The organism is Microbacterium sp. Bi121, from assembly GCF_918698005.1.
In the GTDB taxonomy this organism is placed as follows: domain Bacteria; phylum Actinomycetota; class Actinomycetes; order Actinomycetales; family Microbacteriaceae; genus Microbacterium.
The window spans coordinates 538,998-552,607 of sequence record NZ_CAKKLJ010000001.1; the positions used below are offsets into that span (position 1 = coordinate 538,998).

11 protein-coding genes are annotated in these 13,610 nt (G+C 68.0%); 10 read left to right on the top strand and 1 reads right to left on the bottom strand.

The features are described 5' to 3' along the window. The first annotated feature begins 181 nt into the window (after positions 1-181). Positions 182-1,966 (top strand): hypothetical protein, encoded by a 1,785-nt coding sequence (locus LQZ87_RS02575; protein WP_230101873.1) that lies wholly within the window; start codon positions 182-184, stop codon positions 1,964-1,966. Between the two features lie 209 nt (positions 1,967-2,175). Here LQZ87_RS02575 and LQZ87_RS02580 read toward each other — a convergent pair whose 3' ends face one another. Next, positions 2,176-2,436: a deaminase gene (locus tag LQZ87_RS02580; RefSeq protein WP_363317985.1), complete on the bottom strand. Its 261-nt coding sequence runs from the start codon at positions 2,434-2,436 to the stop codon at positions 2,176-2,178. 89 nt (positions 2,437-2,525) lie between these two features. Between LQZ87_RS02580 and LQZ87_RS02585 the strand changes: the two genes are divergently transcribed. The 9 genes from LQZ87_RS02585 to LQZ87_RS02625 all read left to right on the top strand — a co-directional run bounded on the left by LQZ87_RS02585 (position 2,526) and on the right by LQZ87_RS02625 (position 13,602). Beyond that, positions 2,526-3,551, top strand: a complete 1,026-nt coding sequence (locus LQZ87_RS02585) for a LacI family DNA-binding transcriptional regulator (protein WP_230101874.1) — start codon at positions 2,526-2,528, stop codon at positions 3,549-3,551. 132 nt (positions 3,552-3,683) lie between these two features. Continuing rightward, positions 3,684-4,640, top strand: a complete 957-nt coding sequence (locus LQZ87_RS02590) for an ROK family protein (RefSeq protein WP_230101875.1) — start codon at positions 3,684-3,686, stop codon at positions 4,638-4,640. Further along, on the top strand, positions 4,637-6,454 hold the full coding sequence (locus LQZ87_RS02595; protein WP_230101876.1) for a class I mannose-6-phosphate isomerase: 1,818 nt from the start codon (positions 4,637-4,639) through the stop codon (positions 6,452-6,454). The genes LQZ87_RS02590 and LQZ87_RS02595 overlap by 4 nt, the downstream gene beginning before the upstream one ends. 42 nt (positions 6,455-6,496) lie before the next feature. After that, complete coding sequence (locus LQZ87_RS02600) at positions 6,497-7,768, top strand: extracellular solute-binding protein (RefSeq protein ID WP_230101877.1); 1,272 nt, start codon at positions 6,497-6,499, stop codon at positions 7,766-7,768. Positions 7,769-7,776: 8 nt separating this feature from the next. After that, the gene (locus LQZ87_RS02605; protein WP_230101878.1) at positions 7,777-8,652 is read left to right on the top strand and encodes a sugar ABC transporter permease; all 876 of its coding nucleotides are present in this window, start codon (positions 7,777-7,779) and stop codon (positions 8,650-8,652) included. A 1-nt stretch (position 8,653) separates the two neighbouring features. Continuing rightward, positions 8,654-9,463 (top strand): carbohydrate ABC transporter permease, encoded by an 810-nt coding sequence (locus tag LQZ87_RS02610; RefSeq protein ID WP_230101879.1) that lies wholly within the window; start codon positions 8,654-8,656, stop codon positions 9,461-9,463. 31 nt (positions 9,464-9,494) lie between these two features. Continuing rightward, positions 9,495-11,621 carry a hypothetical protein gene (locus LQZ87_RS02615; RefSeq protein WP_230101880.1) on the top strand — a complete coding sequence of 709 codons (2,127 nt, stop codon included), beginning with the start codon at positions 9,495-9,497 and terminating at the stop codon, positions 11,619-11,621. Positions 11,622-11,713: 92 nt separating this feature from the next. Further along, on the top strand, positions 11,714-12,880 hold the full coding sequence (locus LQZ87_RS02620) for a DUF4185 domain-containing protein (protein WP_230101881.1): 1,167 nt from the start codon (positions 11,714-11,716) through the stop codon (positions 12,878-12,880). Then, positions 12,877-13,602, top strand: coding sequence for an SGNH/GDSL hydrolase family protein (locus LQZ87_RS02625; RefSeq protein ID WP_230101882.1), 726 nt, complete (start codon positions 12,877-12,879; stop codon positions 13,600-13,602). The genes LQZ87_RS02620 and LQZ87_RS02625 overlap by 4 nt, the downstream gene beginning before the upstream one ends. The last annotated feature ends 8 nt before the right edge of the window (positions 13,603-13,610 follow it).

Here is a 13,610-nt window from a genome sequence, read left to right on the forward strand (position 1 = left end):
AAGGACCTGACGCCGAGCGGGCAAGGACCTGACGCCGAGCGGGCAAGGACCTGACGCCGAGCGGGCATGGGCCTGACGCCGAGCGGGCATGGGCCTGACGAGACGCGAGTCCGATGCGCGTGATCAGCCGGCCCGCCGCGCCCCGGCCTTCTCCTCGAACACCTCGCCTACACTCGCACCCATGAGTCTCGCCGACGTCCGCACCGCCGCCGAGGTCGAGGCGCTCGCCGCACGGATCCTCGGCTCGCGCGAGCAACCGCTCGTCCTCGTCTCGACGGATGCCGACGGCCTCTTCGCCTTCGACCTGACCAGGCTCCGCGCTGAACTCGACGGCGTCGCCGACATCGTCACGATCGAGACCGGCACCGCCAGCCGCGACCTCGAGAACCTCATGCCGCCTAAGACGCACGCCTTCGGCGGAGCCGCCCGCTCCTACCCGCCGGACTTCGGCTCGGCGCCCGACTGGACGCGCTCGCATCTCCGCTTCCCGGGCCACGCCGACACCGACGACCTCATCGACGACGTGTTCTCCCAGACGCACGGACGCACGGTCGAATCGGCCCGCCCGACCCAGGTTCGTCACGCCAGCGGCACAGTCCAGGGTTTCGTCGCCGACGGCACCCGCGCCATCATCCGTCTCGACGACGGCGCGACCGTCACGGCGACCGACGACCTTCTGCCGCCCACCATCCCCCTGATCGCCGCGCTCGTCGAAGGCGGCCCGGTCGGCGGCATCCTCGAAGGCAACGAGCTACACCCGGAACCGCTCAACGCGAACCTGTCGACCTTCGCCGACGGCTCACATACGCTCGCGCTGGTCGTGAAGGTGACCGATCTGCGCGCGACCGTGCAGCTGCACCCGCGAGAGGCGTTCGTCCTCCGCCGGCGCGACGTCGACGTCGACGAAGGACCCATCACCGACCTGCTGCACGTCGGCGATGTCGTCCGCGTCCGGGTGCGCCGCACCCCCGCCGGCATCGGACTCAGCTACGCGGATGCCGATCCTGACGCACCGCTCGTTCCCTCACTCGCGCTCGTCACCGGAGGTCCGGCGTGGCTGAGCGAGGGACGGCGACGCGAAACCAGCGCGCCAGTGGGTGCGTCCGAGGGTGCCACATCCCGGTCCACCACTTCCGGGAGCGGAGCTTCCGACGCCGCCGCGGCCGGGACTGCCGAAACCGGAAGCGCCGCCGACGCGCACGGCGGGGCCGGGGGCGACGCGTCCACCGCGGGACACCTGGCGCCCGCGGCGCCTGGACCGGTCCCGGCATCCGTCGACGCCGCGATCCGGCACGACATCGGCGCCCTGTCGAGCGAAGTGGCCGCCGTGCGGCGTGATCTGCTCGCTCTCACCAATCTCGTCGCCCGCGGATCCGGTACGGCATCCGATGCTCCGGAGTTGGCGAAGCTCCGCACCGAGAACCAACAGCTGCAGAGGATGCTCTCGGACGAGCGTGCAGAGCGCGCGTCGCTGGAGGCGAAACTGGCCGACGCAGCGCAAGACCGCCGCGACGCCGGGCGTGCGCTGCGCGATGCCCGCCGCGCCGCCGAACGGGCACATGTGGATGCGACGCCCGACGGCATCCGCATCGAGATCGAACGCACGTGGGGCAACCGCACCGCACCAGGCGAACGCGAACGCTGGCCACTGCGGGAGTACACCTTCGGAGGGGACTTCATCGCGTCGCTCGAGGCGCTCGATGAGAACCAGCTGGCCAAGGCTGTGCGCGCCTGCGTGGATGCCGTCACCGGCCGCGACCGCGAGATCCCGGCACGGGAGCTGCACCGACTGCGCTCGGGCGAGGGCGGCGACGACTCGTACGTGGTGCGCGCCGACGGATCGAAGTGCTGGCGTTCAGCGATCGAGCAGAACACTCCCGGCGCGCGGCGCCTGCACTACTGGGAGCTGCCCGGCGGAGCCATCGAGCTCAGCCGCATCGTGCACCACGACGACACCCGCCCGTAGCGCGGACGCCGCCGGCCCCTCGGGAGGGGACGCAAGTCGTCGCTTCACGCGCGCCCAAGCGACACATTGCGCCCCCTGCGCCGGCCCGGGGGTCGCATCCCTGCGGGAGGGGTCGCAAAGGGTCGCTAAACGCGCGCCGTGACGACGTATTGCGACCCCTGCAGCGCACCGGCATCGGGCACCTCAATACTCGGTGCGCGACGCCGTACTCAACCAGCGCTCGAACGGCTCATCCCTGCCGCGCGCAGCGCCATGATCTCGGCGTGCGCACTCGGGTCGTGATCGCTCGTCACGCGGTTCTGACCGGTGCCGATCACCTCCCCGTCGCGCACGACCACCGCGCCGAACGGTCCCCCGTCATCCGCCACGTTCTTCACGGCGAGATTCACCGCCTGCCGAAGAAAGCCCTCATCAGCGGAACTTCCTGCCGAGTCGCCGTCATCGTTGATCGTCGAAGCATCCGTGTTCATGGGCGACAGGGTAACCCTCGCGCCTCACAGGGCACTCAGGCCTCAGCGCTGCCCTGATAACGTTCCCTTGACGAAGCTGGAGGCGGGCAATGAGCGCACGGGCACATCGCCCGACCATCAAAGAGGTCGCGCAGCACGCCGGCGTGAGCCCGATGACCGTCTCCCGCACGCTCTCCGGTGGTCTCAACGTCAAACCCGACGTGCAGGAGCGCGTCCTCGCCGCCGTCGCAGAGCTCGGTTATCACCGCAACGAGAACGCTCGCAGCATCCGCCCCGGCCATTCCAGCGGACTGATCGGCGTCGCCATCACCAACATCGCGAACCCGTACTACAGCACCTTCGCGCTCGGCGTCGAGGAGGAGGCCGCACTCACCGGCCGGCGCATCCTGCTCGGCAACACGTCGGAGGATGCCGCCCGCGAGAACGCGCTCGTCAGCGACTTCCTCGGCCGCCGCGTCGAGGGGCTCATCGTCGTACCGGCGAGCACCGAGCCCGACCATCTCGCGGCATCCCAGACACAGGGCGTCCCGGTCGTGCAGGCGTCGCGCCGCATCGACGGACTGGATGCCGACAGCGTCGTCCTCGCCGACGACGACGGCGCGCACCGCGGAACCACGGCGCTCATCGATGCCGGCCACACGCGAATCGGCTACCTCGGCAACACCCTCTCGATCTTCACCGGTCAGCGCCGACACGCGGGATTCATCCGTGCGCTCGAGGAGCGCGGCATCCCGATCGACCCGAAGCTCGTCGCCGCCGGGCAGCAGACCGTCGACCAGGCCCGCGAAGCAACCCGCGCCATGCTGCGGATGAAGAACCCGCCCACCGCACTCTTCTGCGCCAACAACCGGAACGCCATCGGCGCGCTCAAGGAGATCAGCCGACAGCTCGGCTCGGGGCTGAAGCCCGCGTCGGAGTATCCCGAGATCATGAGCTTCGACGACTTCGAGCTCGCCGAGCTCTCACCCGTGCCGATCAGCGTCATCGACCACGATCCGCGAGAGCTGGGACGCACCGCCGCGCGACTCCTCTTGGATCGATTGGATGCCGAGGGCGACGGCGGAGCGGCACGGGAAGTCGAGCTGCCGGTGCAGCTGCGGATGCACCTGCGCTAGGAGCGGTGCGGCGGGCGGTTTCGACTCGGCTGAGCCTCGCTCAACGACCCCAGCACACGACGAGCCAGAAAGGTGTTGACACCCCTTGCGCTCGTTGGTAACGTTACCAATCAATCAGACGGGAGTGCGGTTATGGAGCTGTGCATCGACTTCGGTGGCACCGAGATCAAGCTCGCCGTCATCGAGGGCGCCAGCATCCTGGCATCCGACCGCATCCCCGTCACCGGCAGCACCGCCGACCTCGACGCCGCCGTCACCGCTTCCCACGCGCTGATCGAGCGGGCGGGCGGCACCCCGACCTCGGCCGGCATCGCCGTCCCCGGGGTCGTCGACCCGGCATCCGGCCGCATGCTGCACGCCAACGACAAGTACGAGTTCCTGAACGACTTCGACCTGAAGCAATGGGTGCGAGAACACCTCGGGCTCCCCGCCGTCGTCGAGAACGACGCGCGCGCCGCGCTCATCGGCGAGACCTCGACCGGATCAGGATCCGGCGAGCGCGACGCCGTCCTCGTCACCCTCGGCACCGGCATCGGCACCGCCGCGATGATCGACGGCGTCCCGCTGCGCGGAGTCACCGGCCACGCCGGCATCCTCGGCGGCCACGCCACCGTCGACCTCCACGGACCGGTGTGCCCGTGCGGGAACGTCGGCTGCGGAGAGGCGCTGGCGTCGAGCTGGGCACTGCGGGAGGAGGGTACGTTTCGACTCGCTCCGCTCGCTCGACGCGCTTCGTCTGCGGCGGGTGCGCCTCCTTCGCTCAACGACCCGCAGGGCGATGGACCGTCAACGGTCAAGGAACTGTTCACGTCCGACGATCACGCCGAGATCCGAGATGAATTCCTGCAGGTCTGGGGCGCGACCGTGGTCACACTCTGCCACATGTACGACCCGCGCGTCGTCATCCTCTCCGGCGGCATCCTCCGCGCCGGCGACGCCGTCAGCGCCCCGATCGAGACCTACGTGCGCGAACACCTCTGGCCGTCGATGACCCCACCGCGCTTCGTCGTGCCCCCAGAACCCGAATACTCCGTCGTGCGAGGGCTGAGCGCCCTTGCGCGCACCCCGCGACACCAGGAGATGAATTGAGCACGCCGATCAGCGACATGCACGAAGGACACACCGAGCGCGGCCGCTACGACACCCAGCCCACGGTTCCCTTGCCCAGTGGCGAGCGCATCCTCCGCGGTTCCGCCGCCTGGCAGACCGCCGCCCAGAACGCGACGACCCTGCTGGTGGACACCTACCCCGGCGTGAACATCCCGGCGCTCACCGCGCAGCTGCGCGACGCCCTCCCCGACTGGACCATCGTCGACGTCGAGGACGCCGCCCGCCCTGTTGTGGAGATCGAGCAGCTGATCGCCCCGAACCTCACCGACGACCGCGTCTTCGGCGTCATGAGCCACTTCACCCTCACTGACTTCTACGACGCCGGCAGGCTCGACAAGCTAGCCGGCCGCGTCACCGACCGCACGATCGTGGTCGGCTGGGGTGCTGGACTCCTGGCGGACCGCGTCGAGCGAAGCACCACGGTGCTCGTCGACATGGCCCGCTGGGAGATCCAGCTGCGCCTGCGCGCAGGAGCCACCAACTGGCGCGCCGACAACGCCGACGAAGACATCCTCCGCAAGTACAAGCGCGGCTTCTTCGTCGAATGGCGCGTCGCCGACCGCCACAAGCGCTCCCTCTTCGACACCCTCGACTTCGTCGTCGACGGCAACGCCATCGCCCCGGCCGAGCCGCACGCCGACTCCCCCGAGGCCGGCATGATCACCGGCGACGCGTTCCGCATCGCGCTGCAGGATGCCGCCACTCGCCCCTTCCGCGTCGTGCCGTTCTTCGACCCCGGCGTGTGGGGCGGCCAGTGGATGAAGTCGCTCATCGGCCTCGACCCGTCCAAGGACAACTACGCCTGGTGCTTCGACTGCGTTCCGGAGGAGAACTCGCTGCTGCTCGAGAGCGACGCGGGTGCGGACGAAGGCGGCGTCATCGAGATCCCCTCCCTCGACCTCGTCTTCGCCCAGCCGGTCGACCTGCTCGGCGCCAAGACGTTCGCACGCTTCGGTGCGGAGTTCCCGATCCGCTTCGACTTCCTCGACACCATGGACGGCGGCAACCTCAGCCTGCAGGTGCACCCGCTGACGGACTACATCCAGAACACGTTCGGCATGGCCTACACGCAGGACGAGAGCTATTACCTGCTGGATGCCGGTGACGACGCTGTCGTCTACCTCGGCACCAAGAACGGCATCGACCAGGATGCGATGCTCGCAGACCTCGCCACCGCGCAGCAGGGCGAGACGCCCTTCCCCGCCGAGAAGTACATCAACTCCTACCCGGCCCGCAAGCACGACCACTTCGCGATCCCCTCGGGCACGATCCACTGCTCCGGCGCGAACTCGATGGTGCTCGAGATCTCGGCCACGCCGTTCATCTTCACGTTCAAGCTCTGGGACTGGGGCCGCGTCGGGCTCGACGGCATCCCGCGGCCCGTCCACCTCGATCACGGCGCCCGCAACATTCAGTGGGACCGCGACACCGACTGGGTGAACGAGAACCTCATCGACCAGGTCGAAGAGATCAGCCGCACCGGCGACACGATCGAGGAGCGCACCGGCCTGCACGCGCTCGAGTTCATCGAGACCCGCAGACACTGGTTCACCCAGGGCGCAGACCATGACACCGACGGAACCGTCAACGTCATCAATCTCGTCGAGGGCGATGAAGCGCGCGTGGTCAGCCCGTCCGAGGCCTTCGAGCCCTTCATCGTGCACTATGCCGAGACGTTCATCATCCCGGCGTCCGTCGGGGCCTACCGGATCGAGCGCACCGAGCGGACGCGCAGCGACCGCCTCGCCACCGTGAAGGCGTACGTCCGAGGATCCCGCACGACCGACAACTGACCCGAAACACCGACACCAGCAATCCAGAACAAAGGAGTTCCCATGATCTCGCGACGCAAGATCGCCATCACCGTCACCGGCCTGGTCTTGGCCGGGGCAGCCCTGGCCGGCTGCTCCGGCGGGTCCGGCGGGGGAGGAGACGGTGGAGAGACCACCGGCACGCTCAACTTCTACACGGACAAGGCCGCGTGGAAACCCGACTTCGAGTCCCTCAACGAGACGAGCTCGGCCGATGTCGACATCGACCTGAAGACGACCGGCTACTCGGACGCCAATCAGTACGACGCGTTCATCAAGCAGTCGTTCCGAACGAGCAAGTCGCCAGGGCTCTTCACCTGGCACACCGGCCAGTCGCTGAAGGAGCTCGTCGACGAGGGCCTGATCGCCGAGACCACCGACATCTGGAAGAAGGCGATCGACGAGGGCTGGGTGAGCGAAGACCTCGCCAAGGGCTACACCTTCGACGACAAGCAGTACTGCGTGCCGATGAACATCGCCTACTGGATCATGTTCTACAACAAGGCAGCGTTCGCCGACAACGACGTCGAGGTGCCGACCACCTGGGACGAGCTGAACACCGCAGCCGAGACCCTCAAGGACGCCGGCGTCACGCCGTACTACCAGACGAGCACGCTCTTCACGTTCCAGTGGTTCCAGCACCTCGTCGCCTCGACCGACCCCGATCTGTACGAGGGACTCACCACGGGCGACGTCAAGTACACCGACCCCGAGATCGTCGACGTCATGAACCTGTGGCTCGACGAGCAGAAGGACGGCTGGTTCAGCGATCCGGGAAGCACGACCGACCCGGCCGTCGCGCTCAAGCAGGGCGATTTCGCCATGATCAACTTCGGCACGTTCTTCGCCGGCAACCTCGCCGGAGCCGGCATGAGCACGGACGACTACGGCATGTTCGCGATCCCGGCGGTCAACGGCGATCTCGAGAAGACGCCGGTCGCCGTCGAATCCGGCCCGATCTGCGTCGCCGAGAGCTCCTCGCAGAAGGATCTCGGCCTCGCGTACTCCGAATGGTGGATGTCGGACGGCGCGCAGACCGCCTGGAACGCCGCGCACGGCGACGTCGCCTTCAACCCCAAGGCCGAGGTCGCCGATCCCGCTCTCGCAGAGCTCGGCACCGAGATCGCCGGTGACGACTACCAGCTGTACGACCGCTTCTTCGAGGCGATGCCGACCGAGATCGTGACCACCGCGATCGAGCAGTTCGGCGCCTTCAACGCCAACCCCGGCGACCCGATGCCGTTCCTGGAGAAGATCCAGGCCACGGCTGACAAGTACTGGGCAGAGCAGGAGTAACGGGTCGGATGGCGCACCAGAAGACGCCGTACCAGTGGTCCGCCCGGGGCTTCATCGCCCCGGGCGTGCTTCTCATCGCGGTCCTGCTCTACCTGCCGCTGCTGTGGACGGTCTACCTCAGCTTCACTGACTACAACGGGCTCGGCAGCCCCGACTGGATCGGCCTCGACAACTACGTCGAGATGTTCACCGACGGCGACTTCCTGACCTCCGCCCTGAACACCGTGCTGTGGGTGGTCGGGACGCTCATCATCCCGGTCGGCATCGGGCTCGCGGTGGCGCTGCTCACCTGGAACCTCGGCGGCGGACTCTGGCTGCGCCTGCCCTTCCTCATCCCCTACGCCCTGTCGGGCATCGGCGTCGGCGTGGTGTGGTCCTTCATCCTGTCCTCCGGCGGCGCGCTCGATCAGGCGCTCGCCGTGTTCGGCATCCTGGATCCGCCGCGTTGGCTCCTGGATGCTCCGCTCAACACCGTCGTCATGATCATCGCCGCCGCATGGCAGGGCGTCGGCGTGAACGCGCTGCTGTTCACGATCGGGCTGCAGGCGATCCCGAAGGAGCCGCTCGAGGCCGCCCGCATCGACGGAGCCAACGGCATCCGCCTGTTCACCAGCATCCTCTGGCCGATGCTCCGTCCGCTCACCGCCGTGGTCGTCGGACTCTCGATCGTCGCGAGCCTGAAGACCTTCGACATCGTCTGGGGCATGACCAAGGGCGGACCGGGAACCGTCTCGGAGACCCTGGCGCTGACGATGTACAAGGAGACCTTCGTGAACAGCGACTACGGCCTGGGCTCCGCGATCGCCGTGTTCCTGACCGTCATCACGCTCGTCGCCTCGGTGACGTACTTGCGCCAGCAACTGTCGCCGAAGAAGGAGTTCTGACATGAAGACCCTCCGCTACGGCATCCTCATGATCCTCGGCCTCATCTGGCTGATGCCCGCTTACCTGCTCGTCGTCAACGCGGCCAAGGACCCGCTCACCTTCACCTCGAAGGAGTCGTGGATCCCCACCGACTTCCACCTCTTCCAGAACTTCGCCGCCGCCTTCGAGCTGTCGGGGCTCGGCAGTTCGATCGTCAGCACGCTGATCTACTCGATCGTCTCGCCGGCGATCGCGGTGCTCGTCGGAGCGGCCGCCGGCTTCGCGATCGTCGCCCTGCGGCTCAAGCACGGATTCACGTGGTTCGTCGTAATCTTCGGCGGATCGGTGTTCCCGTTGCAGATGATCCTGCTGCCCCTGTTCGACGCATATTCCCGCACCGGAATGTTCGACACCCGGGTCGGCATGGTCATCATCTACACGGTCATCTCGATACCGTTCTCAGCGTTCGTGATGCGCAACTTCTTCACCGGAGTCGCTCACTCGACGTTCGAGGCGGCTGTTCTCGATGGCGCCACCACCTGGCAGATCTTCACGCGCATGTACCTGCCGATGGCATCCAGCGCGCTCGTGGCGATCTTCATCCTGCAGGCCACGTTCGTCTGGAACGACCTGCTGCTGGGCCTCACGCTCAGCCAGTCGGACGACATCCGCCCGATCGTCACGACCCTGTCCGGCATGCAGAGCACGTACGGCGGCGCACAGATGTCGACCGTGCTCGCGGCGGCCGTCATCGTCTCACTGCCGACGGTCGTTCTGTTCCTCTGCACGCAGAAGTTCTTCAACAAGGGACTGGCCCTCGGCCAGTACTGACGCACTCTTTCGTAAACGTGTGAAAGGCACCATGAATCCGCTGATCCCCACGGTCGACGATCTCGCCGCCGACCCGATCACCCACCAGTACGACGACATGATCGCGCCGGCCGGGCTCACGAACATGCTCGGAACCGTCCGTGTCGACCATGACCTCACCGCGCTCTCCGCGGTGCAGTTCCCGCCCGTCTCACAGGGGCTGACGCAGACCGCCGTGCTGTTCGTCGACGGGCGTCTGTTCGCGTCGTACGGCGTGCCGGTCACGCACGAGTGGCGCCCGGACCGCGTCGTCCGTCGAGCTGAGCTCGGCGCCCTGACGATCGAGACGACGACAGCGTGCGTGCCGGGGTCGATGGCCGTCGCGATCGACATCGTGGTCTCGTCGGAATCGGCGCGCACGGTGACCATCGGCCTGTCGGCCGCCGCACGCGTCACCCGGTCGTCGGACGCGTGGCTCGATGCCGAATCGCCCTCCGGAACGGATGCCGCGACGGTCAAGGGCAGCACGATCGAGTTCTCGTCGGCGGATGCCGCGGCGTGGAGCGTGCAGGGACTGGCCGAGGGGGAGGCAGCGCTGAGCGGGGTGGCGGCGCTGCCTGCGGAGTTCGAGATCGGCATCGGCGGCAACGGCCGCGGCGGCGATCTCACGGTGGTGCTGGACGTGCCGGCGGGCGGGTCTGCTCGGACCGGCTACGTGCACGCGATCGGCACCTCGGCGGATGCCGCGCGCCGGACGTACGCGAAGGTCGCAGCGGACGTGCCTGGTGCTGTCGCGTCGGCCGAGGAGTTCTGGAACCGGCAGCTCGCGGCGGCCTTCACGCCGGACGACGGCGAGTTCTCGGGTGCGCTGCCAGTGCTGGACACGGCATCCGAACCCCTGCGGCGGATCTATTGGTGGGCCGCCCTCGGCCTCATCTGGTTCCGCCGCGACTGGGACGGTAACGTACTCGGCCGCTCGTACGACACGCTCATGCCCAATTACTGGGGCACGACGACGTTCATCTGGGACTACAGCCTGAGCTCCGTCAGCCACGCGCTGCTCGACCCGGCCGAGATGCGGAATCAGATCCTGCACTGGATCTCGCTCGACATCCACTCGCACTTCGGCACTTCGTCGATCACGGGCGGCCCGGTCGGGCGCTGGTACTCGGTCAACGACTACGCCATGATCCGGCTCGTCAACGACTACGTACGACTGACCGGCGATGTCGGCTTCCTCTCGGAACGAGTCGGAGATGCGACCGTCGCGGAGTCGGTGCAGGAGTGGGCGACGGCGTGGAAGGCGTTGCGCCACGACACGGATCTCGCCGACTACGGCGAGATCGACAACCTGCTCGAGTGCGTGAGCTCGTACACGCACGAGGTCGCGAGCCTCAACGCCGCGAACGTCTGGAACATGCGCACGGCCGCGTCGCTCGTCGAGTTTCACGCTTCGGAAGGGCACGAGCAGGATGCCGCGGTATCCACCCTCCGCGCCGCGGCCGACGACCTGCTGCCGTCCGTCATCTCCCGCTACCTGCCCGGGCAGGGGATCTTCGCCGCCGGCCAGCCCGACGGCACGATGCTGCCGGTGCGGCACTGCTACGACTTCAGCGTCGTCGGCACGACGATCGCCGCCGACCTGACGCCCGGCATCCGTGCCGAGATGGTCGAGTTCTTCCAGCGCGAGCTGCAGACCGACAACTGGATGCGCGCTCTCTCGCCCTGGGATCCGGATGCCAGCTACAGCGTGCGGCCCGATCACCAGTGGAACGGCGCGTATCCGGCCTGGCCGGCGGATGCCGGGCGAGCCCTCGCCGCGCTCGGAGCGCCAGGAGTGCTCACCGACTGGATCTCCGGCCTCGCGCAGACCGCGAACCAGGGCCCGATGGGGCAGGCGCACTTCGTGGAGGAGGCCGTGCCCGGCCTGAACGGCGGAGCGCGCAAGGCCCCGCCGCAGCTGCCGTACATCACCGACTGGGCGTGCTCGTCGTCCGGCGCGTGGATCGAGCTCGTCATCGAGTCGCTGTTCGGGGTGTCGATCGCGCTGGACGGCAGGGTCTCCGCCGCCGGATGCGTGGCCGCGCTCGACTCGTCGGCGGTGCTCCGCGGCCTCCGCGTCGGAGACGCAACGTACGACGTGCGCGCGGACGGGCAGGTTCTGCCCCAGGCGGGATGACTTTCGTCGCTTCTGGAAGCTCATAACCGACTGAACTCATCCAGCACGAGATCAGCTCGATCAGAAGCAGCAACGAACACGAAGGAGTGGTCATGAGGAACATCAGAACGATCGCTGGCGCCGTCGCCGCGGCATCCATGCTGGCCGGCGCGCTGATCGCGGCACCCGCGAGCGCGACCATCGCACCGGCAGGCCACGGGCACGGCGACGGCCAGTGCTCGCTGACCGGCAAGACGCTGACGGCGACGGCATCCGTCGACCAGCCGCTGACGGACAAGTTCCGAACCTACGCCGAGACCGGTGGGGCGTGGACGGGTGCCGACAGCACGTACTCGCTGCCGCTGAAGGGCGGCAAGACCGGCTGGTTCTTCTCCGACACGTTCCTCGGCACCGTCAACCCCGACGGCTCGCGGCCCACCGACTCCGCCTTCGTGAACAACTCGATCGTCGTCGAGACCCGGAAGGGCATGCAGACGGTGACGGGCGGAACGGCGGATGCTCCGGAGGCGATCGTGCCGCCGGAGGACGACGGTCGCTGGTACTGGATCGGCGACCCGGCGACGGGCAAGCACAACACGGTGCAGGTGCCGCTGCTGCAGTTCACCCGTACCGGTACCGGTCAGTGGGACTGGGGATGGAGCGCGAACAGGCTCGCCACGCTCGACGGCGACACGCTGCAGCTCGAGTCGATCGCCGACCTGCCGTCGGCCACGGGCATCAACTGGGGTTCCTGGACGCTGCAGGAGGGCCGCACCACCTACATCTACGGCATCACCGACATCGAGGGCGTCCGTTCGGCGCACGTCGCCCGGACGACGGACGGCTCAGGGCTGGCCGGTGACTGGACGTTCTGGGACGGCACCGGCTGGTCGGCGGAGGAGGCGGATGCCGTGCCCGTCACACCGTACGTCGCGAACGAGTTCAGCGTCGCGAAGTACCGCGACGGGTACCTCATGATCACGCAAGACACCTCCGAACTCTTCAGCACCCGCATCGTGGCGCGCACCTCGTGCTCGCCCATCGGCCCGTTCTCGGAGCCGGTCGAGCTGTACCGCACGCCAGAGACCGGGGCGCTCGGCTCGTACGGAGACGCCGACGTCTTCACCTACAACGCGCATGAGCATCCCGACATGCGCAAGGGCAACCGGCTCCTCGTGACGTACAACGTCAACACGTTCGACAATGTCGGCGACGTATACGACGACGCGTCGATCTACCGTCCGCGGTTCATCGATGTCGAGCTGAAAGTAGGCGGATGAACGACGCTTCCAGGCTGCACGACCTGCTGGCCTCCGGGCGACCGGCGACGTGGGTGATGACCGGCGATTCCATCACCCACGGGCTGCTCCACACGCGCGGAGCACGGAATTACGTCGATCATCTGCACGAGCTGATCCGCGGTGATCTCGGGCGCGTGCAGGATGCCGTCATCAACACCGCGATCTCGGGCTGGCGCATCCCGCTCATCCTGGACGACTTCGACCGTCGCGTCGCGACCTGGCACCCCGATGTCGTCACCCTGATGATCGGCACGAACGACTGCTCCACGGTGTGGGTCGATCCGGTCGTGTCGCCTGCGGAGTTCGCCGCCGACCTCACCGTGTTCGTGTCCCGCGTGCGGGGGCTGGGGGCGATTCCGGTGCTGCAGACGCCGCCGTTCGCCGACCTGGCGCATGCGCCGGATCGGGCCCGACTCGCCGAGTTCGCCGAGGCGATGCGCGAGGTGGCTGTGGCGGAGGAGGTCCTCCTGGTGGACCAGCACGCCGTGTTCGCCGAGTTCTCGACCGGCACGGGTCCTGGCAACGAGGGGATGCCATGGGGTCTGCTCGACGACGCGTTCCACCCGAATGCGGCGGGTCACGCGCTGATGGCGCTGGAATTGGCGCGCACTCTCGGGCTCGTCGCCGACGGCTCCCGCGTGGTGGCTGATCTCACCGCGCGGGTGGAGGTGGCGCGGCATCCGCAGTGGCCGCCGGCCTGACGCGCCCC